This is a genomic window from Klebsiella grimontii (assembly GCF_900200035.1).
Taxonomy (GTDB): domain Bacteria; phylum Pseudomonadota; class Gammaproteobacteria; order Enterobacterales; family Enterobacteriaceae; genus Klebsiella; species Klebsiella grimontii.
The window spans coordinates 1-19,953 of record NZ_FZTC01000053.1 but is presented as its reverse complement, the minus strand read 5'-3'; the positions used below and the strand labels follow the sequence as shown (position 1 = coordinate 19,953).

General features: G+C 55.7%; 16 protein-coding genes. 9 read left to right on the top strand and 7 right to left on the bottom strand.

The genetic code is table 11. The features are described from left to right. Nucleotides 1–32: 32 nt before the first annotated feature. Both yiaJ and KOSB73_RS29635 read left to right on the top strand, forming a co-directional pair. Nucleotides 33–866, top strand: coding sequence for an IclR family transcriptional regulator YiaJ (gene yiaJ, locus KOSB73_RS29640; RefSeq protein ID WP_128804969.1), 834 nt, complete (start codon nt 33–35; stop codon nt 864–866). Nucleotides 867–984: 118 nt separating this feature from the next. Then, on the top strand, nt 985–1,473 hold the full coding sequence (locus KOSB73_RS29635) for a 4Fe-4S binding protein (protein ID WP_004137798.1): 489 nt from the start codon (nt 985–987) through the stop codon (nt 1,471–1,473). 101 nt (nt 1,474–1,574) lie between these two features. Here KOSB73_RS29635 and avtA read toward each other — a convergent pair whose 3' ends face one another. Continuing rightward, nucleotides 1,575–2,834 (bottom strand): valine--pyruvate transaminase, encoded by a 1,260-nt coding sequence (avtA, locus tag KOSB73_RS29630; protein WP_004137799.1) that lies wholly within the window; start codon nt 2,832–2,834, stop codon nt 1,575–1,577. Nucleotides 2,835–3,007: 173 nt separating this feature from the next. After that, nucleotides 3,008–5,041: an alpha-amylase gene (locus KOSB73_RS29625; RefSeq protein ID WP_004137801.1), complete on the bottom strand. Its 2,034-nt coding sequence runs from the start codon at nt 5,039–5,041 to the stop codon at nt 3,008–3,010. A 315-nt stretch (nt 5,042–5,356) separates the two neighbouring features. Between KOSB73_RS29625 and KOSB73_RS29615 the strand changes: the two genes are divergently transcribed. Next, nucleotides 5,357–6,184, top strand: a complete 828-nt coding sequence (locus KOSB73_RS29615) for a protein bax (RefSeq protein ID WP_071530269.1) — start codon at nt 5,357–5,359, stop codon at nt 6,182–6,184. Nucleotides 6,185–6,244: 60 nt separating this feature from the next. On the opposite strand, the gene xylR is transcribed toward KOSB73_RS29615, so the two are convergent. The 4 genes from xylR to xylF form a co-directional block, all read right to left on the bottom strand. Further along, nucleotides 6,245–7,423 (bottom strand): D-xylose utilization transcriptional activator XylR, encoded by a 1,179-nt coding sequence (gene xylR, locus KOSB73_RS29610; protein WP_004126484.1) that lies wholly within the window; start codon nt 7,421–7,423, stop codon nt 6,245–6,247. A gap of 122 nt (nt 7,424–7,545) precedes the next feature. Beyond that, nucleotides 7,546–8,727 carry a xylose ABC transporter permease XylH gene (gene xylH / locus KOSB73_RS29605; RefSeq protein WP_049086992.1) on the bottom strand — a complete coding sequence of 394 codons (1,182 nt, stop codon included), beginning with the start codon at nt 8,725–8,727 and terminating at the stop codon, nt 7,546–7,548. Beyond that, nucleotides 8,705–10,246, bottom strand: a complete 1,542-nt coding sequence (locus tag KOSB73_RS29600; RefSeq protein WP_064343314.1) for a xylose ABC transporter ATP-binding protein — start codon at nt 10,244–10,246, stop codon at nt 8,705–8,707. Before KOSB73_RS29600 ends, xylH begins: the two co-directional genes overlap by 23 nt. A 64-nt stretch (nt 10,247–10,310) precedes the next feature. Then, nucleotides 10,311–11,303 carry a D-xylose ABC transporter substrate-binding protein gene (xylF, locus tag KOSB73_RS29595; RefSeq protein WP_024359748.1) on the bottom strand — a complete coding sequence of 331 codons (993 nt, stop codon included), beginning with the start codon at nt 11,301–11,303 and terminating at the stop codon, nt 10,311–10,313. Nucleotides 11,304–11,677: 374 nt separating this feature from the next. Here xylF and xylA point away from each other — a divergent pair, with 374 nt between their 5' ends. The 3 genes from xylA (at nt 11,678) to yiaB (ending at nt 15,079) form a co-directional block, all read left to right on the top strand. Then, nucleotides 11,678–13,000 carry a xylose isomerase gene (gene xylA, locus KOSB73_RS29585; protein ID WP_004137805.1) on the top strand — a complete coding sequence of 441 codons (1,323 nt, stop codon included), beginning with the start codon at nt 11,678–11,680 and terminating at the stop codon, nt 12,998–13,000. A gap of 75 nt (nt 13,001–13,075) precedes the next feature. After that, a complete protein-coding gene (gene xylB, locus KOSB73_RS29580; protein WP_064343313.1) occupies nt 13,076–14,530 on the top strand; it encodes a xylulokinase in 1,455 nt (484 codons plus the stop codon). Between the two features lie 168 nt (nt 14,531–14,698). Beyond that, nucleotides 14,699–15,079 (top strand): inner membrane protein YiaB, encoded by a 381-nt coding sequence (yiaB, locus tag KOSB73_RS29575; RefSeq protein WP_004137807.1) that lies wholly within the window; start codon nt 14,699–14,701, stop codon nt 15,077–15,079. Here yiaB and KOSB73_RS29570 read toward each other — a convergent pair. Beyond that, on the bottom strand, nt 15,076–16,071 hold the full coding sequence (locus KOSB73_RS29570; protein ID WP_049130418.1) for an acyltransferase: 996 nt from the start codon (nt 16,069–16,071) through the stop codon (nt 15,076–15,078). The genes yiaB and KOSB73_RS29570 overlap by 4 nt on opposite strands. A gap of 180 nt (nt 16,072–16,251) precedes the next feature. On the opposite strand from KOSB73_RS29570, the gene KOSB73_RS29565 reads away from it, so the two are divergent. The 3 genes from KOSB73_RS29565 (at nt 16,252) to glyS (ending at nt 19,675) form a co-directional block, all read left to right on the top strand. After that, the gene (locus KOSB73_RS29565) at nt 16,252–16,557 is read left to right on the top strand and encodes a YsaB family lipoprotein (RefSeq protein ID WP_032711095.1); all 306 of its coding nucleotides are present in this window, start codon (nt 16,252–16,254) and stop codon (nt 16,555–16,557) included. A gap of 127 nt (nt 16,558–16,684) precedes the next feature. After that, nucleotides 16,685–17,596, top strand: coding sequence for a glycine--tRNA ligase subunit alpha (gene glyQ / locus KOSB73_RS29560; RefSeq protein ID WP_004126458.1), 912 nt, complete (start codon nt 16,685–16,687; stop codon nt 17,594–17,596). Between the two features lie 9 nt (nt 17,597–17,605). Further along, nucleotides 17,606–19,675, top strand: a complete 2,070-nt coding sequence (gene glyS / locus KOSB73_RS29555) for a glycine--tRNA ligase subunit beta (RefSeq protein ID WP_024359752.1) — start codon at nt 17,606–17,608, stop codon at nt 19,673–19,675. Nucleotides 19,676–19,953 lie beyond the last annotated feature (278 nt).

Below are 19,953 nucleotides of genomic sequence, written 5' to 3'. Positions count from 1 at the left end.
ACACTTTGCGCTACCATCTGAACGCGACAAAAATGGGAGCGGAAGCGATGGGCACAAAAGAAAGCGAGAACACGCAAGATAAAGAGAGGCCTGCCGGAAGTCAGAGCCTTTTTCGTGGGTTGATGCTAATTGAGATCCTGAGTAATTATCCAAATGGCTGTCCGCTGGCGCATCTGTCGGAACTGGCGGGACTGAACAAAAGTACCGTTCATCGCTTATTACAGGGGCTGCAGTCCTGCGGGTACGTGACGCCTGCCCCGGCGGCGGGGAGCTATCGTCTGACGACAAAATTTATCGCCGTTGGCCAAAAGGCGTTGTCGTCGCTGAATATTATCCACGTCGCGGCGCCGCATCTTGAGGCGCTTAACCTGGCCACCGGCGAGACGGTGAACTTCTCCAGCCGTGAAGATGACCACGCGATCCTGATTTATAAGCTGGAGCCGACCACCGGTATGCTGCGTACGCGCGCCTATATTGGCCAGCACATGCCGCTGTACTGCTCGGCAATGGGCAAGATTTATATGGCGTTTGGCCATCCTGACTACGTTGAGAGCTACTGGAATTCACACCAGGAGATTATTCAGCCGCTGACCCGTAATACCATTACCGGCTTGCCTGCGATGCATGATGAACTGGCGCAGATCCGCGAGCGAAATATGGCGATGGACAGGGAAGAGAACGAGCTGGGCGTGTCGTGCCTGGCTGTCCCCGTTTTTGATATCCATGGGCGCGTGCCTTATGCCATTTCTATCTCTCTATCAACATCGCGCCTCAAGCAGGTGGGAGAGAAAAATTTACTCAAGCCGCTACGCGATACGGCAGAGGCGATTTCTCGCGAACTGGGCTTTTCCGTGCGGGAAGGTTAAGGCAAATGACCAGATAATCCCGGACATCTGAGAGAAAACGCCGCTGACTCCATTCAGGATCAAGGCGCGGAAGCGGTTTTTTCTGGCACTCTGCGTTTTTATCCCCAATGGAGCAAGGATGAATCGGTTTATTCTCGCGGATGCGGAAAAGTGCATCGGCTGCCGTACCTGTGAAGTCGCCTGCGTGGTGTCCCATCAGCAGGACCAGGACTGTTCTGGCGTCTCCGCCGCGCGCTTTGCGCCGCGGATCCGCGTGGTGAAAAATGATGAACTCTCGACGGCGACGCTGTGCCGCCAGTGCGAAGATGCGCCCTGCGCCAACGTCTGCCCCGAGGGCGCAATCCGCCGAGAAAATTCGGTCTGGCGCGTAGATCAACGCCGCTGCATCGGATGCAAAAGCTGTATGGTAGCGTGCCCCTATGGCGCGATGACCGTGATGCGGGTGGAGGAGGGCGTACAGGCGCTGAAGTGCGATTTATGCAGCCATCGCGACGAAGGCCCGGCCTGCGTGGCGGCGTGCCCGACCCAGGCGCTGCGCTGCATGGAGCCGATGGAGCTGGAAAGAATAGCCGCTGAACGTCGCCAGCGGATGGCGCTGGCGACGTAGCGTGTTTCCCGGAGGCGGCGCTGGCGCGCGTGTTCGGGCTACGGGACGTGTAGCCCGGCTAAACGCAGTGCGAGCCGGGAATAGATCTGGCTTATTCGGGCCTATGACGGGTCCTGTTCACGCCAGGCGCGTTCAACTTCTTCGGCGAGAATCCTCACGCCCGCTTCAATTTTCTCCGGGTCCGGCACGTAGTTCATGCGCATGCATTGATGCGTGTGTGGCCATGGCTTATCCAGGCCCGGGAAGAAGTAGTCGCCCGGCACCATCAGAACGCCGCGCTTTTTCAGGCGCTGGTACAGCAGCTCGGTAGAAATCGGCAGATCCTTAAACCACAGCCAGAGAAAAATCGCCCCTTCCGGCTTATGAATCAGGCAGCGATCTTCCGGCAAATAGCGGCGAATAATGGCGATAGTCTCCTGCACGCGCTGATAATAGAACGGCTTTATCACCGTTTCTGACAGGCGCAGAAGATCGTTGCGCTTAATCATCTCGCACATCATGGCCGGCCCCATTCCACCGGGGGCGAGACTGATAATGCCGTTCATATTGCTGATGGCGGTGATGATTTTTTCGTTAGCGATGATAATCCCGCAGCGGCTGCCCGGCAGGCCCAGCTTGGAGAGGCTCATGCACAGCACGATATTCGGATTCCACAGCGGCCTGGCGTCGCTGAAAATAATCCCCGGGAACGGAACGCCGTAGGCGTTATCAATCACCAACGGGATGCCGTGCTGGTTGGCCAGCGCATCCAGCTTGATCAGCTCATCGTCGGTGATCACGTTACCGGTTGGGTTGGTGGGGCGGGAAACGCAGATCATTCCCGTCTCGTCCGTGACCTGCAAATGTTCGAAATCCACGTGGTATTTAAACTGTCCCTCCGGCAGCAGTTCAATGTTCGGGCGAGTGGCGACAAACAGATCTTCTTCGAGGCCGGAATCGGCGTAGCCAATGTACTCAGGCGTCAACGGAAACAGCACTTTACGGGTGGTTCCATCCGCACGACGGCCTGCGAAGAGGTTAAACAAGTAGAAAAACGCGCTCTGGCTGCCATTTGTCAGTGCAATATTCTGTGGTTCGATCTCCCATCCCAGTTCGTCGCGCAGCATTTGTGCCAGCAGGGTCAGCAGCTCGCTTTTACCCTGCGGACCGTCATAATTACAAAGCGCATCAAGGGCTTTGCCGCTGTTCAGCATGTCGGCCAGCAGGCTATGGAAGTAATCATTCATTTCCGGAATCTGCGCGGGATTGCCGCCGCCCAGCATGATGGCGCCCGGCGTACGCAGGCCGTCATTGAGGTCTTCCATCAAGCGGGTGATGCCCGAATGACGGGTAAATTTGTCGCCAAAAAGTGAAAATGTCATCGCGATTAGTCTGTCGGTATTCCAGGAAAGTGGGTAACCATAACGCCAGCGCAGACAGGGTGCAAATCGAGGTATCAGGAAGATATTTTGTTTTTATTCTGTGAGAGAAAACATTTTTGGATGTTTATCCTGAAAAGGCTCCCCGGACGCCTGGGGAGCCGTGGGTCAGAAAGCTACTGCTGACCTGCCCATACCACCATCACTTTGTCATCGCCGTTCTCGCGAATAAAGCCGTAGCCTTTCGCCATCGATAGCGTGGTTTGTTTACCCATGCCGATCGCCGGGTGACGGGCGCGGAACTGGCCCAATTTCTCCCAGTGGGTCACGCTGCGCGCGGCTTTGCCGCTGACGTCCTGCCAGTTCATATCTGAACGCGTACCCTGAAGCGGATCGGAACCTGTCGGGCCGAACGGCCGTGAGGATTCATCGCCGTAGAAGATCTGCACTGCGCCGGGCGCGAGCAGCAGCAGTTCCGCCGCCGTGCTGCCGCCTTCGCGGAACAGGCTGGTATCATGCGAGGAGAGGTAGCTTAACACGTTGAAATCCTGAAGCTTATCCGCCATATGTTGCCAGGTCAGGTCGATATTCGCCAGGCAGCTTGTCGCTTTTGCCGCCTGATCCTGATAATCAAAGTTCAGCATGGCGTCAAAGCCGTGGCGATAGTAGTCGCTCTGCATCACGCCGTGGCCCCAGGCTTCGCCGGTCATCCAGAACGGCGCGTTATCCAGCGCTTTGTCCGGGTTCGCTTTCTTCCATTCTGCTAGCGCTTCGGTGGCCTGAGTTTTTAACTGCAGCCAGGCCGCCTGCTCGACGTGCTTGGCGGTATCGACGCGGAAGCCGTCGATGCCGTAGTCGCGTACCCATTGGCTCAGCCAGTGGGTCAGATAATCGCGCGGCGTGTAGCCTGGGATCGCTTTGGCCGCGGTATCCGGCTTATGGCGATAGAAGTTCGGCAGGCCCGATGGCTCCGTGGATTCGGTTTTAAGATCCGGCAGGAAGGCCAGCGACATGGTCAGGTCGTCAAAGCCGGGGTTGTCGTAGTCGCCGATATCGGTGCGGATCCATTTTTTACCCCACCATTTCTCCCATCCGGCTTTATCGCTAAAGTTGATGTAATCGTTAAAGCTGTGCCAGCTTTGTCCCGCGCGGGGCTTCCAGTCTGTCCAGCGCTCTCCGAGGGTCTTTTTCAGTTCATCCCCCTGGATGTACAGCGAGCCAAACTGAAACTCCTGCATATCGGCCAGGGTCGCGTAGCCGGTGTGGTTCATCACCACGTCGAACAGAATGCGGATCCCACGCTTGTGGGCCTCATCGACGAGGCGGCGCAGATCGTCTTCCGTCCCCATATTGGCATCCAGCTTCGTCCAGTCCTGGATGTAATAGCCGTGATAGGCGTAATGCGGGAAATCGCCTTTCGTACCGCCGCCGACCCAGCCGTGGATTTGTTCCAGCGGCGAACTGATCCATAGCGCGTTAACGCCGAGCTGCTGGAGGTAATCCAGTTTGCTGGTCAGGCCCTGGAGATCGCCGCCGTGGAAGGTGCCAATTTCCTGCATGCCGTCTTTATGGCGACCATAGCTATTGTCGTTGGCCGGGTTGCCGTTGACAAAGCGATCGGTCAGGACGAAATAGACGGTGGCGTTATGCCAGTTGAACGGCGCGGCGGCTTCCGTATCCGCGCGTTCAAGCAGCAGCAGACCATTGCTATTAAACGCCGGCTGGAGGGTAATTTTACCGCCGCTGACGGTCGCGATATTGCCGCTGTAGAAGTCGCGAACTTGACTGCCTTCGGCAAAGGATTTGCTGACGTCAATGGTGAGCGGCTTGCCATCCCATTTCGGGCACTGCTTGATCTGCGGCGCGGCGGCGGTGGAGGTCTGTTTCTCTTCCAGAGAGACCATCAGGGTTGGCGTACCTGAACGGGTATCGACTTCCAGGGTATAGCGGCCATCGCGGAAGACGCGCCACTGCGGCGCCGGATCGCGGCAAGGCTCCATAGAGAGCATCTGGTTGAGCTTGATCGCGCCGGCAGGCTGCCAGCACTGTTGGTCAAACGTAATCCGCAGAGGGCGCGTACCCTTTGCTACCTCGTTTTGACTGATAAATCTGCCGGTGCCTTCTTCGGTAAAGGCGGGGAAATCTGCGGTAGTCCAGGCGGCGAAGGCCATCCCAGGCACCAGCAGCGACGCAAGCGCAGCGAGTTTCATTCCGGAGTCCTGTGTGCGGTTTTTTGTTCAGTTTGCGCGTCCAGTAGTCCCATGAACTCATCCCAGCGGCGCTTTTCCAGGGAGGATGGAAAAGGGTGAGTGATCGCGTTCAAAAAATGAGCAAAAAATGAGAGGGTAGTCGCATTTTTGTACTGTTGTCAGGAGGCGGAAACCGATTTCAGATGACAGCTTTTCGGAATTGGACTATTTCTGTGGGTGCGTCATCTGGGTATTTTTGATACTATTCGCGATTCAACTATCGATTTTTTGTGAAAAACAAGGCGTTGGAATGATTGCATCCGACCAGGAGACCTAATGATATCGACTCCCATTCGACGATATGGGGCCGCGATACTCATGTTACTTACCTGCATATTTTCAGGTAGTGTGCTGGCAACAACACACACAGCAACAACGAGTCATAAAGCCCCAATCGTTAAGAAGAAAAGTACCGTTAAAGTAAGCAAGGTAAGCAGTAAACAAGAGTATTCTCGCAATAGTGTAAAGAGCAGTTCACTTCCTGATTTGCGAAAATACCCTTCCGGGACACCAAGGAAAAAAGCGTTTCTCCGGACGGTAATGCCTTATATTACGAAACAGAATCAGGTGATTACCGCCGATCGTAACTGGCTTGTTTCCAAGCAGTACGATGCGCGCTGGTCGCCGAGCGAGCGTACGCGGCTGAAAGAGATCGCCTCTCGCTATAAAGTGAAGTGGTCCGGCAATACTCGCCATATTCCATGGAACTCGCTGCTTGAGCGCGTCGACATTATCCCGAATAGCATGGTCGCTACCATGGCAGCGGCGGAAAGCGGCTGGGGAACGTCAAAGCTGGCGCGGGTGAACAACAATCTGTTTGGTATGAAGTGTGGCGGTGGAAACTGCCGCGGCGCGGTGAAGGGCTACTCCCAGTTTGATTCGGTGGAAGAGTCCGTTCAGGCCTATGTCAGAAATCTGAATACGCATCCGGCCTACTCGTCGTTCCGTAAATCGCGTGCGCAGCTGCGTAAAGCCGATCAGGAAGTGACCGCCAGCACGATGATTCATAAGCTGAAGGGCTATTCGACCAAAGGGTCAAGCTATAACAACTATCTCTTCGCGATGTATCAGGATAACCAGCGGTTGATAGCCGCACACATGTAATTGCTCTTGCATGTCACCATTAATGCCCGGCGCGTAAGCCCGGGCATTTTTCTTTGCGCGCTACATCATCACTTCGCTGTGCCGGTCGCGGTACTCCTTCGGCGTCACGTCGTACTCTTTCTTAAACACCGAGTAGAAATACTGCAGCGAGGGATAGCCGCACATCTGCGAGATTTCGTTAATCGAAAGGGTGGTCGATACCAGCAGGCTACGGGCTTTTTCCAGTTTTTCGCTGTGGATCACCGTATGAATGGTCTCGCCCACTTCTTCTTTGAAGCGCTTTTCCAGATTCGAGCGGGAAATGCCGACGGCGTCCAGCACCTGCTCTACCTTAATCCCTTTACAGGCGTGGTTACGAATATAGTGCATCGCCTGAATAACCGAGGGATCGGTGAGCGAGCGGTAGTCGGTGGAGCGGCGCTCAACCACGCGCATCGGCGGGATAAGCTGGCGCTGAAGCGGTAGCTCTTCATTCTCCAGCAGGCGATGCAGCAGCTTTGCCGCCTGATAGCCCATCTGGCGTGTGCCCTGCGCAACGGAAGACAGCGCCACGCGCGACAGGTAGCGAGTAAGCTCTTCGTTATCTATGCCAATAACGCACAGCTTTTCCGGTACCGGAATATGCAGGCGCTCGCAGGCCTGTAATACGTGGCGGGCGCGGGCGTCGGTAACGGCGATGATGCCGGTTTGCGGCGGCAGGGTTTGCAGCCAGTCGGCGAGGCGATTTTGCGCATGCTGCCAGTTTTCGGGCGCCGTCTCTAGACCCTGATAGACCACGCCGCGATATTTCTCTCTGGCGACCAGCTGGCAAAACGCGTGTTCGCGCTCGGCGGCCCAGCCCTTACAGCTGGAAGCGGGCAGGCCGTAAAAGGCGAAGCGGTTGATGCCTTTTTCTTTGAGGTGCAGAAAGGCGCTCTCGACCAGTGCGGCGTTGTCGGTGGCGATATAGTGAACCGGCGGATAGCATTCCGGCCGGTGGAAGGAGCCGCCAACGCCGACAATCGGCACATTGACGTCGATCAGCAGATTTTCAATTTCCGGATCGTCATAATCAGCAATGACGCCGTCGCCTAACCACTCCTTAATGTTTTCAATCCGCGCCCGAAAATCTTCCTCAATGAAGATATCCCATTCCAATTGCGATGCCTGGAGATATTCGCCAACGCCCTCAACGACCTGACGGTCATAGGCCTTGTTGGCGTTGAATAACAGCGTAATACGGTGACGCTTTTCAAACATAGTGTTGTTCCTGGTCTCTCTTGCAGGCCATACAATACCGGCCAATGCCCGGATTATTTCAAGTTACTTGTGCCTAAGTTTGGCTGTAGCGCAAATAATTCGGGCATTTTTTTTCATTGTCCTCAGTTCCGACGTTTAGTGGCTGAATCCATCCACACCGCGAGCAATAAAATGACCCCTTTGACGATGTACTGCCAGAAGGTGGCGACATCCATCATGCTCATGCCGTTATCCAGCGCGGACATGATGAAAGCGCCCATGACCGCGCCCGCGACGCTGCCGATGCCGCCGGCCAGGCTGGTACCGCCGATCACGCAGGCGGCGATGGCGTCCAGTTCGGCGATGTTGCCGGCGGAAGGGGAACCGGCGCCCAGGCGCGAGCTGAGAATCAACCCGGCGATCGCCACCATCAGGCCGTTAATGGCGAACACCGCCAGCTTGGTGCGCTCCACGCTGATACCGGATAAACGCGCGGCCTCCAGATTGCCGCCGATGGCGTAGATGCGCCGCCCGAACGCGGTACGGGTGGCCATAAACATGCCCGCCAGCAGCAGCGCGGTGAGAATCAGTACCGGCGTCGGGACGCCGCGATAGTCGTTTAACAGCCAGATGGCACCCAGCACGATAACGGCGGTGATCGTCTGGCGGCCGACGGTTGAGGCGGAGGCGGGCGTGGAGAGGCCAAGAGCCTGGCGTCGCATACGGCCGCGCCACTGCCAGATAATAAACGCCGCCATACCCAGCACGCCGATGCCAAAGCCAATACCATCAGGCAGATAGCTCTGGCCGATTTGCGACATCGCCGGACTGGTGGGAGAAACGGTGGTGCCGTTGGTGATGCCTATCAGAATACCGCGAAATGCCAGCATCCCGGCGAGCGTCACGATAAACGAGGGGACCTTACGATAGGCAACCCACAAACCGTTCCAGGCCCCCAGCAGCAGACCCAGGACCAGGGTAACCACAATCGTCAGCGGTAGCGGCCAACCGAGCCAGACGTCAAAAATCGCCGCCGCGCCGCCGAGCAGGCCCATCATTGAGCCCACGGAGAGATCGATTTCGGCGGAAATAATCACAAACACCATGCCGACCGCGAGAATGCCGGTGATAGCGGTCTGGCGCAGCAGGTTGGAGATATTACGCGCGCTCAGATAGGCGCCTTCGGTGGTCCAGGTGAAAAACAGCATAATGGCCACGATAGCGGCGATCATCACGAATACCTGGAGGTTCATCCCCTTCAGCCCTGACAGCGCGCCGGCGGCAGGCGGGGTGAGTTTCATTTCAGACGACGTGTTCTTCGACATGGCGTTCGCTCCTCAGTGCGGCTTCCATTACCTGTTCCTGGGTCAGGCCCTGGTTGATCAAATTAGCCTTCAGTTTGCCCTCATGCATCACCAACACACGGTCGCTTAGGCCAAGCACTTCGGGCAGCTCGGATGAAATAACAATGACGGCGATCCCCTGCTGCACCAGCTGATTAATCAACTTGTAGATTTCGTACTTGGCGCCGATATCGATGCCGCGAGTCGGCTCATCGAGTATCAGAATGCGCGGGTTCAGCAACAGGCAGCGGGCGAGGATCGCCTTTTGCTGATTGCCGCCGCTCAGACGACCGATCGCCAGCTCCGGCGACGAGGTTTTGATCTTCAAACGCTGGATGGATTGCTGAATACAGAGCTGCTCTCCGGCATCGTCAAGGCTGCTCAGCGGACCGGTAAACTGGTTTAACGCGGCGAGGGTGATGTTTTTACCCACCGCCATAACCGGCACGATGCCGTCTTTCTTTCTGTCTTCCGGCACCATGGCAATGCCCTGGGCGATAGCCTGCTGGCAGGTGTGAATCGTCACCGGTTGACCATCAATAAAGATTTTTCCCTGCCAGCGGCCCGGCCAGACGCCGAACAGACACTGCACCGCTTCGGTTCGGCCCGCGCCGACCAGCCCGGCAATCCCCAGAATTTCGCCGCGCCGCAGCGAGAAGGAGACGTCATTGACGCGCTTAATGTGGCGATTCACCGGATGCCAGGCCGTCAGGTTCTCCACCCGCAGGATTTCATCGCCGCAGCTGTGGGCTTCGCTCGGGTAGAGGGCGGTAAGCTCGCGGCCGACCATCATGGTGATAATGTCATCTTCGCTCATGCCGTCAGCGTTGCGGGTGCCGATATGCTGCCCATCGCGGATCACGCAGATGGTGTCGGAGATGGCTTTGACTTCATTGAGCTTGTGGGAAATGTAAATGCAGGCAATACCGTGATTTTGCAAATCGCGAATAATATTCAGCAGAATTGCCGTCTCTTGTTCCGTTAATGAGGCGGTGGGTTCGTCGAGAATTAACAACCGCACCTGCTTGTTCAGCGCTTTTGCTATTTCAACCAGCTGCTGCTGACCAAGGCCTAAATCGCCGACGCGGGTGTCGGGTGATATGGCTAAATTGACCTGGGCCAGCAGCTTCTCGCAGCGCAAAGTCATGGTTTCATAATCCAGCAGACCGTGGCGGGAGATCTCCGCGCCGAGAAAAATGTTCTCCAGCACGGTCAGATGTTTTACCAGCGCCAGCTCCTGATGAATGATGGCGATACCTTTGCGCTCGGTATCGCGAATATGGCCCGGCTGCAAAGTTTCCCCGGAAAAAATAATTTCCCCCTCATAGCTACCGTGCGGATATATTCCGCACAGCACCTTCATGAGCGTGGATTTCCCGGAGCCGTTTTCTCCGCACAGCGAGACGACTTCCCCGGCGTTAAGCCGCAGACTGACATTATCAATCGCCTTCACCGTACCGAAGGTTTTAGTTATGTTTTTCATTTCGAGTAACCAGGACATAGAGGCTCCGCATAAGCGATATCCGGCTGGATGGGGCAACGCCCCCGGAAGAGGGCGTCAGAGATTACAGCTCGCTTTTTTTGTGGAAACCGTCCTTGATCACCGTCTGGTCAATGTTGTCTTTATTGACCTCAATGGGGGTCAGCAGCCGTGACGGGACATCTTTCAGCCCGTTGTTGAGCGTGGAGTCGGCCTGCGGCTGCCTGTCGTTGCCCAGTTCGACGGCGATTTCAGCCGCGGTGGTGGCAAGGGTGGTGATAGGTTTATAGACGGTCATCGTTTGGGTGCCGGCGATAATGCGCTTCACGCCGGCGAGGTCGGCATCCTGTCCTGATATGGCGACTTTGCCTGCGAGTCCCTGGGCGCTTAATGCCTGGATGGCGCCGCCGGCGGTGGCGTCGTTGGAGGCGACGACCGCATCAATTTTGTTGTTGTTGGCGGTCAGGGCATTTTCCATAATTTTCAACGCATTTTCCGGTAACCATCCGTCGACCCATTGATCGCCGACGATTTTAATTTTCCCTTCATCAACATAAGGCTTGAGGACTTTCATTTGTCCGGCGCGGAAAAGCTTGGCGTTATTGTCTACCGGCGAGCCGCCCATCAAGAAATAGTTACCCTGAGGCACTTTATCGACCAGACTTTGCGCCTGCATTTCACCCACTTTTTCATTATTAAATGAAATATAAAAATCAATGTCGGCGTTATTGATAAGACGATCGTAGGCGAGAACTTTAATTCCCTCCTGTTTGGCCTCTTTTATGACATTGCTCAGCACCTGGCCGTTATAGGGAATAATCACCAGAACGTCGACGCCGCGGTTGATCATATTTTCGATTTGCGACATTTGCGTTTCTTCGTTGCCATTGGCTGACTGGACGAATACTTTTGCACCTAATGATTCAGCTTTGTTGACAAAAATATCGCGATCTTTTTGCCAGCGTTCCAGACGCAGGTCGTCAATCGCCATGCCAATTTTAACTTCTTTAGCAATGCCCGACAGGCTGGTGAGGAGGAGTGAAGCGCAGAGCGTTAGGCAAAGGTTCTTTATCTTCATAATAATAACACCTTTTTTGTAAAGTGCAGGATAAGACGAACGATAAAAATAAACGGCCTGATACCTGGCAGATTTTTAACGCGGAAAGGAGCGCTGGCAATTATCTATGCTTATTTTGCCGTTATGAAATTTTGTTTATTTGTTAATTTATGACCGCGATCGTACTTTAATAATAAGTTATCACCGTATTTCATTGATCTCTCGTGGCGGAAGCGGCGGAATGGGGCCGCTGACGTATTATTTTTGCGACCTGGCGCACGTTTGTGGATTCTCTCAATCACGGTGTGAAATAACGTAATTGAGGAAACTAAAAAGAGAATTCTATATTGGCTTATGACTTATTACTCGCCGCATCCCTGAATATGGAGTTCATTATGCAGACCTATTTTGATCAGCTCGATCGCGTTCGTTATGAAGGCCCGAAATCCGCTAACCCACTGGCTTTCCGTCATTACAACCCGGATGAGCTGGTGCTGGGCAAACGGATGGAAGACCATTTACGCTTTGCGGCCTGCTACTGGCACACCTTCTGCTGGAACGGTGCCGATATGTTCGGCGTGGGCTCCTTTAACCGCCCGTGGCAGCAGCCGGGTGAAGCAATGGAAATGGCGAAACGTAAAGCCGATGTCGCTTTTGAGTTTTTCCACAAACTGAACGTACCGTACTACTGCTTCCACGACGTTGACGTTTCTCCTGAAGGGGCATCGCTGAAAGAGTATGCCAATAACTTCGCGCAAATGGTTGATGTGCTGGCGGAAAAACAGCAGCAAAGCGGCGTCAAGCTGCTGTGGGGCACGGCAAATTGCTTTACGAACCCGCGTTACGGCGCCGGTGCGGCAACCAACCCGGATCCGGAAGTGTTCAGCTGGGCGGCGACCCAGGTGGTGACCGCGATGGATGCGACCCACAAACTGGGCGGTGAAAACTACGTCCTGTGGGGCGGTCGCGAAGGCTATGAAACCCTGCTGAACACCGACCTGCGTCAGGAACGCGAGCAGATTGGCCGCTTTATGCAGCTGGTCGTTGAGCATAAACATAAAATCGGCTTCCAGGGTACGCTGCTGATTGAACCGAAACCGCAGGAGCCCACCAAGCATCAGTACGATTACGACGCGTCTACCGTCTACGGCTTCCTGAAACAGTTCGGCCTGGAAAAAGAGATTAAGCTGAACATCGAAGCGAACCATGCGACGCTGGCTGGCCACACGTTCCACCACGAAATTGCTACCGCCATCGCCCTCGGCCTGTTTGGTTCCGTTGACGCTAACCGCGGCGACCCGCAGCTGGGCTGGGATACCGACCAGTTCCCGAACAGCGTTGAAGAGAACGCGCTGGTGATGTACGAAATCCTTAAAGCGGGCGGCTTCACCACCGGCGGCCTGAACTTTGATGCTAAAGTGCGTCGTCAGAGCACCGACAAATACGACCTGTTCTACGGCCACATCGGCGCGATGGACACCATGGCGCTGGCGCTGAAAGTTGCTGCCCGTATGATTGAAGGCGGCGAGCTGGATAAACGCGTTGCCAAACGCTATGCCGGCTGGAACGGCGAGCTGGGTCAGCAGATCCTTAAAGGCCAGATGAACCTGGCGGACATCGCCCAGTATGCCACTCAGCATAACCTGGCGCCGCAGCACCAGAGCGGCCATCAGGAACTGCTTGAAAACGTGGTTAACCGCTACCTCTTTGATCGCTGATGATGGCGAAAATGCCCGGCGGGTCCGGGCATGGGTTTAACCGATGCTTTATTCCCGTCAGTAAGGAGAGGCCGTATGTATATCGGGATTGATCTGGGCACCTCGGGCGTTAAGGCTATTCTGCTCAACGAGCAGGGGGAGGTCGTGGCTTCGCACACCGAAAAGCTCAACGTGTCGCGTCCGCACCCTTTATGGTCTGAACAAGACCCTGAGCACTGGTGGCTGGCGACGGACGGCGCGATGAAAGCGCTGGGGGCGCAGCACTCTTTGCGCGCGGTTAAAGCGTTAGGCATTGCGGGTCAGATGCACGGCGCGACGCTGCTCGATAAGCAACAGCGCGTCCTGCGCCCGGCGATCTTGTGGAATGATGGCCGCTGCGGCGAGGAGTGCGCGCTGCTGGAAGAGAAAGTCAGCCGTTCACGACAGATCACCGGCAATCTGATGATGCCGGGATTTACCGCGCCGAAGCTGCTGTGGGTGCAACGTCACGAGCCCGAGATTTTTAGGCAAGTCGATAAGGTTCTGCTGCCAAAAGATTATTTACGTTTGCGTATGACTGGCGAATTTGCCAGCGATATGTCCGATGCCGCCGGAACGATGTGGATGGACGTGGCGCGCCGCGACTGGAGCGATGAAATGCTCGCCGCCTGTGGGTTGAGCCGCGATAACATGCCCGCGCTTTTCGAAGGCTGCGAAGTAACGGGCTCGCTGCGCCCGGCCGTCGCGCAAGCGTGGAATATGCCGGAAGTATTGGTGGTGGCCGGCGGCGGCGACAACGCGGCGGGAGCGGTTGGCGTGGGTATGGCGGATGCGGGCCAGGCGATGCTGTCGCTGGGGACCTCAGGCGTCTACTTTGCCGTCAGCGACGGCTTTCTTAGCAAACCGGAAAGCGCCGTTCACAGCTTCTGCCACGCGTTGCCCGGGCGCTGGCATCTGATGTCGGTCATGCTGAGCGCGGCTTCCTGCCTCGATTGGGCGGCGACCTTAACCGGCCTCGGCACGGTTCCGGCGCTAATTGCGGCGGCGGAAGCGGCGAACGACGATGCCGATCCGGTCTGGTTTTTGCCTTACCTCTCGGGTGAACGCACGCCGCACAACAATCCGCAGGCGAAAGGCGTCTTTTTCGGCCTGACTCATCAACACGGTCCGGCGGAGCTGGCGCGGGCGGTGCTGGAGGGAGTCGGTTATGCCCTGGCGGACGGCATGGATGTGGTTCACGCCTGCGGCGTCAAACCGGAGAGCGTCACGCTGATTGGCGGCGGCGCGCGCAGCGCCTACTGGCGGCAAATGCTGGCGGATATTAGCGGCCAGCAGCTTGATTTCCGCACCGGCGGCGATGTCGGACCGGCGCTTGGCGCGGCGCGGCTGGCGCAGCTGGCGCTGCATCGAAATGTCGCGTTTTCCGATCTGCTCCCGCAGCTCCCGCTGGAACAGGCTCATCTTCCGGATGCCGAGCGCTTTGCGCGTTACGCCCCCCGTCGGGAAACTTTCCGCCAGATTTATCAGCAGCTTTTACCGTTGATGTCCTGAAACATTCGCCCCTGTTCATGGGGCGAATTCATCTAATGAATGTTTTTAAAAACATCTAGTTATCGAGTGTATTGATATATTCCGAATTTGTCGTTTCAGATGTGAAAAGTGCGGATAATCACGTTCTGGCAGTACACAATGGGGCCTGTCTTATGCCAGGGAGGCTTCATGAAAAATAATATTATTCCTAAGCTATTGATGTCCCTTGGGGCACTGGTTTATCTGCTGGGGATCTGGCGCACCTGTCCGTTATTTAGCGGCAAGGGCTATTTCCTCGGCGTTCTGGTGATGGGCATGTTCGCGATTTTAGCGCATCAACGCACGATGCGGGAGAAGGCGCCAGACGATGGTTTTGCTTCGCTATGTCGCCTTGTGCTCCTGCTGTCGGTCGGTTTACTGATGGTCGGCGCCTGGTTCGTACCCGCCGGATGGGATGAGAAGATCATCTACGTGGCGGCCTGGTTTGTGTGCTTATACGGCGTTTCCGCGATGCCTCATAAAGCGCTGGCCGCACAGATGGCGCAGAAAGATTCCTCAGAACGGCCTTAACTGACAAAGCGGCGGACATCAAAGCGCTGAACCAGCATCGAGAGCAATAAACTTCCCAGCAGCGCAGCGCTGAATATCCAGACAATATCCAATAATGGCCAGCGGGACAGCGCCAGTCCGCTGGCGCGGAGCGCGTGGATAATCAGCGCATGAAAGCCGTAAATCCCTAACGAATGGCGTGCAATCAGCGCAATAAGCGGCAACTCACGCCTGGTCAGCGTATTTTTTACCAGCGTCAGAAGCGCTATCGCGCAGACAAAAACCGCGGGGCCGCAGTATAAATACCAGGTATCGCCAAAGTCGCCGCGCCAGCGCAGTTCGTGCAGCGTGCCGCGTGATATGACCCATACTCCCGCGATGAATAGGCCAGCGCAGAGCGCAGTCAGCCATTTTTTATCACTATTCATCATGCCGATTGCCCGCCCTAACACGCCGTACATCACATAGTAAAACGTATCCCCGTTGATATAGAGATTGACCGGCAGCCACTCGACTCCTCCCGCTTTCACCGTCACCATATTAGGGTTCGCCAAAAGCCCGACGATCGCCATCAGCGCTAGCAGCATCTTGCCGCTCACCGGTTTGACCTGAACCAGCGGCGAAAGCAGGTAAATGACAACGATAGCGAAGAAGAACCACAGATGATAGAACACCGGTTTTTGCAGCAAATTCTTCAGCGATAGCTCAACGTTGATGTGGGTAAACAGGGTGATATAGAGCAGCGACAGCGCGCTGTAAAAGAGGATGCACAGCGCGATGCGCAAAAAATGCCGGGGCTGAGCGCTGCGCTCGCCGAAAAACAGATAGCCTGAAATCATGAAAAACAGCGGCACGCTGACGCGAGACGCGGAGTTGAGGATATTGGCAACATCCCACGTCAGCAGGCTGATGGTGTGCGGGTGCGTGATATACCAGGCGGTGCTATGAATCATGACGACCATCAGGCAGGCAATACCGCGCAAATGGGTAATCCAGTGTATTTTTTCCTGCATCAGTACCTCTGTTTCTCCTTCTCAGACAGGGTCTGACTGCCCTTATCCGCTTGTATCGCAGTGGAATAATCCGAGTTTTTCGTCATAGACTTGTCGAGGTGTGGTCCAATTCGCACAATGAGCCGGTTATTTAACGTAACCTGCACGATAACAATTTACTAACAAGGCGGTCGAGAAAAAATGGTGATGAAATATGCGTTTTCTGGACTGCTGCTGTGCATGCTTGCGGGCTGTAGCGCACCGCCGCCTCAGCCAGCGCAGAAGGCGCAAAAAGCGCGGATAACGCCGCAGGCGACCCTCAATATGGCGCAGTTGTGCAAGGATAATGCCGCCGTACGTTACAGTACAGGCGCGCGTCAGATTGACGTCAGCCATTTCGAGCAATTCCGGGGGAGCTACGAGCTTTCGGGCAAGACTGCGCGGAATGAACGCTTTATCTGTTCTTTTGATCCGGAGGGGCAGTTTTTGCATCTTTCCATGCGCTAAATGCGCCCGCGGTGGCGCTTATTTCCGCAATTTTCCCTAAACAATCCCGTTTCATACTGTATATCTCGCAGCCAGCGGGTATACTGGCTCCTTCCTTTAAATCCACACGTATCCAGCACGAAATCATATGCAAAAGTTTGATACCAGGACCTTCCAGGGCCTGATCCTGACCTTACAGGATTACTGGGCTCGCCAGGGCTGCACCATTGTTCAACCACTGGACATGGAAGTCGGCGCAGGCACTTCTCACCCAATGACCTGCTTACGCGCATTGGGCCCAGAGCCGATGGCAACCGCCTACGTGCAGCCTTCCCGCCGTCCGACCGATGGTCGCTACGGTGAAAACCCGAACCGTTTACAGCACTACTATCAGTTCCAGGTGGTGATAAAACCCTCTCCGGATAATATCCAGGAGCTGTACCTTGGGTCTCTGAAAGAGCTGGGTATGGATCCGACCATCCACGACATTCGCTTCGTCGAAGACAACTGGGAAAACCCGACGCTGGGCGCTTGGGGTCTGGGTTGGGAAGTGTGGCTGAACGGTATGGAAGTCACGCAGTTCACCTACTTCCAGCAGGTTGGCGGCCTGGAGTGTAAGCCGGTAACCGGCGAGATCACCTACGGTCTGGAGCGCCTGGCGATGTATATCCAGGGTGTCGACAGCGTTTACGATCTGGTCTGGAGCGATGGCCCGCTGGGTAAAACTACCTACGGCGACGTGTTCCATCAGAACGAAGTGGAGCAATCCACCTACAACTTCGAATACGCCGACGTGGACTTCCTGTTCTCCTGCTTCGAGCAGTATGAGAAAGAAGCCCAGCAGCTGCTGGCGCTGGAAAACCCGCTGCCGCTACCTGCTTACGAACGCATTCTGAAAGCCGCCCATAGCTTTAACCTGCTGGACGCGCGTAAAGCCATCTCCGTCACCGAGCGTCAGCGCTATATTCTGCGCATTCGCACCCTGACCAAAGCAGTGGCTGAAGCTTACTATGCTTCCCGTGAAGCCCTTGGCTTCCCGATGTGCAACAAGAATAAATAAGAGGCGGCCATGTCTGAGAAAACTTTCCTGGTGGAAATCGGCACTGAAGAGCTGCCACCAAAAGCCCTGCGCAGCCTGGCTGAATCCTTCGCTGCGAACGTGACCGCGGAGCTGGATAACGCCGGCCTCGCGCATGGTAAAGTTGAATGGTTCGCCGCGCCGCGCCGTCTGGCGCTGAAAGTGGCGAATCTGGCGGCTGCGCAAGCAGACCGTGAAGTCGAAAAACGCGGCCCGGCGATTGCCCAGGCGTTTGACGCAGAAGGGAAACCGAGCAAAGCGGCTGAAGGCTGGGCGCGCGGCTGCGGTATTACCGTCGATCAGGCTGAACGTCTGGCGACCGATAAAGGCGAATGGCTGCTGTATCGTGCCCACGTGAAAGGCGAGAGCACCGAAGCGCTGCTGCCGAACATGATCGCCACCTCGCTGGCGAAGCTGCCGATCCCGAAACTGATGCGCTGGGGCGCGTCTGACGTGCACTTCGTGCGCCCGGTTCACACCGTGACCCTGCTGCTGGGCGACAAAGTGATCCCGGCAACGATTCTGGGCGTACAGTCCGACCGGATTATTCGCGGTCATCGCTTTATGGGTGAAGCGGAATTCACCATCGATTCTGCCGATCAATACCCAGAAATCCTGCGTGAGCGCGGTAAAGTAATTGCGGATTACGCTGAGCGTAAAGCCAAAATCAAAGCCGATGCCGAAGAAGCGGCGCGCAAAATTGGCGGCAACGCCGATCTGAGCGAAAGCCTGCTGGAAGAAGTCACTTCCCTGGTGGAATGGCCGGTGGTGTTGACCGCGAAGTTCGAAGAGAAATTCCTTGCGGTACCTGCCGAAGCGCTGGTTTACACCATGAAGGGCGACCAGAAGTACTTCCCGGTTTACGACAACGCGGGCAAGCTGCTGCCGAACTTTATCTTCGTGGCCAACATCGAGTCGAAAGATCCGACCCAGATTATTTCCGGTAACGAGAAAGTCGTGCGTCCGCGTCTGGCGGATGCTGAGTTCTTCTTCAATACCGACCGTAAAAAACGTCTTGAAGATAATCTGCCGCGTCTGCAAACCGTGCTGTTCCAGCAGCAGCTGGGTACGCTGCGCGACAAGACCGATCGCATTCAGGCGCTGGCCGGCTGGATCGCCGGGCAGATTGGCGCAGACGTTAACCACGCAACCCGCGCGGGCCTGCTGTCCAAGTGCGATCTGATGACCAACATGGTCTTCGAATTCACCGATACTCAGGGCGTGATGGGGATGCACTACGCGCGCCATGATGGCGAAGCGGAAGATGTGGCGGTTGCCCTGAATGAGCAGTATCAGCCGCGCTTTGCCGGTGACGCCCTGCCGTCAAATCCGGTAGCCTGCGCGCTGGCGATTGCCGACAAGATGGATACTCTGGCGGGTATCTTCGGGATTGGTCAGCACCCTAAAGGCGACAAAGACCCGTTCGCGCTGCGCCGCGCCGCGCTGGGCGTGCTGCGCATCATTGTTGAGAAGAACCTCAATCTGGATCTGCAGACTCTCACCGAAGAAGCGGTGCGCCTGTACGGCGATAAGCTGACGAACGGCAACGTAGTCGATGATGTTATCGACTTCATGCTGGGACGCTTCCGCGCCTGGTATCAGGACGAAGGCTACACCGTCGATACCATTCAGGCGGTACTGGCGCGTCGTCCGACCCGTCCGGCAGACTTCGATGCGCGCATGAAGGCAGTTTCGCACTTCCGTACCCTCGAAGAGTCCTCCGCGCTGGCGGCGGCGAACAAGCGCGTTTCCAATATTCTGGCGAAATCGGACGTTACGCTGAACGATATCGTTCACGCCTCCGTATTGAAAGAAGCGGCTGAAATCAAACTGGCAGGCAATTTAGTCGTGCTGCGCGATAAGCTGCAGCCGTACTTCGCCGAAGGGCGTTACCAGGATGCGCTGATCGAGCTGGCGTCCCTGCGCGAGCCGGTTGATGAATTCTTCGAGAACGTGATGGTCAACGCCGAAGACCAGAACGTGCGCGTGAACCGTTTGACGCTATTGTCCAAATTGCGCGATCTGTTCCTGCAGGTAGCGGATATTTCCCTGTTGCAGTAAGCGTATCGCTAATAATAAAAAAAACCTGCCTCAGAGCAGGTTTTTTTATGCGTAAACTATAAATAAGCGAACCATTAATAATTCTCTAAGTAATATTTTAGATCAATATATAGCTTCAGGAAAAATATTTTAGGAATATGCCAACGTAGTCTGGTCAGATATTTACGGTAGAATGCTGGCGGGTGCTTGAGACTGTTTGTCTCAGGCGTTTAGCGGGAGACAGACAGAGAAAAGCCCCACCTGATGATAAATCAAAGTGCACTGCACCCATTTAGTTG

Bases quoted from the DNA above. Each gene is read 5' to 3' on its own strand.
- xylA (WP_004137805.1), top strand. From the start codon at position 11,678: ATGCAGACCTATTTTGATCAGCTCGATCGCGTTCGTTATGAAGGCCCG.
- KOSB73_RS29565 (WP_032711095.1), top strand. From the start codon at position 16,252: ATGGTGATGAAATATGCGTTTTCTGGACTGCTGCTGTGCATGCTTGCG.
- yiaB (WP_004137807.1), top strand. From the start codon at position 14,699: ATGAAAAATAATATTATTCCTAAGCTATTGATGTCCCTTGGGGCACTG.
- KOSB73_RS29570 (WP_049130418.1), bottom strand. From the start codon at position 16,071: ATGCAGGAAAAAATACACTGGATTACCCATTTGCGCGGTATTGCCTGC.
- avtA (WP_004137799.1), bottom strand. From the start codon at position 2,834: ATGACATTTTCACTTTTTGGCGACAAATTTACCCGTCATTCGGGCATC.
- glyQ (WP_004126458.1), top strand. From the start codon at position 16,685: ATGCAAAAGTTTGATACCAGGACCTTCCAGGGCCTGATCCTGACCTTA.
- KOSB73_RS29615 (WP_071530269.1), top strand. From the start codon at position 5,357: ATGATATCGACTCCCATTCGACGATATGGGGCCGCGATACTCATGTTA.
- KOSB73_RS29635 (WP_004137798.1), top strand. From the start codon at position 985: ATGAATCGGTTTATTCTCGCGGATGCGGAAAAGTGCATCGGCTGCCGT.
- yiaJ (WP_128804969.1), top strand. From the start codon at position 33: ATGGGAGCGGAAGCGATGGGCACAAAAGAAAGCGAGAACACGCAAGAT.
- xylB (WP_064343313.1), top strand. From the start codon at position 13,076: ATGTATATCGGGATTGATCTGGGCACCTCGGGCGTTAAGGCTATTCTG.
- glyS (WP_024359752.1), top strand. From the start codon at position 17,606: ATGTCTGAGAAAACTTTCCTGGTGGAAATCGGCACTGAAGAGCTGCCA.
- KOSB73_RS29600 (WP_064343314.1), bottom strand. From the start codon at position 10,246: ATGTCCTGGTTACTCGAAATGAAAAACATAACTAAAACCTTCGGTACG.
- xylH (WP_049086992.1), bottom strand. From the start codon at position 8,727: ATGTCGAAGAACACGTCGTCTGAAATGAAACTCACCCCGCCTGCCGCC.
- KOSB73_RS29625 (WP_004137801.1), bottom strand. From the start codon at position 5,041: ATGAAACTCGCTGCGCTTGCGTCGCTGCTGGTGCCTGGGATGGCCTTC.
- xylR (WP_004126484.1), bottom strand. From the start codon at position 7,423: ATGTTTGAAAAGCGTCACCGTATTACGCTGTTATTCAACGCCAACAAG.
- xylF (WP_024359748.1), bottom strand. From the start codon at position 11,303: ATGAAGATAAAGAACCTTTGCCTAACGCTCTGCGCTTCACTCCTCCTC.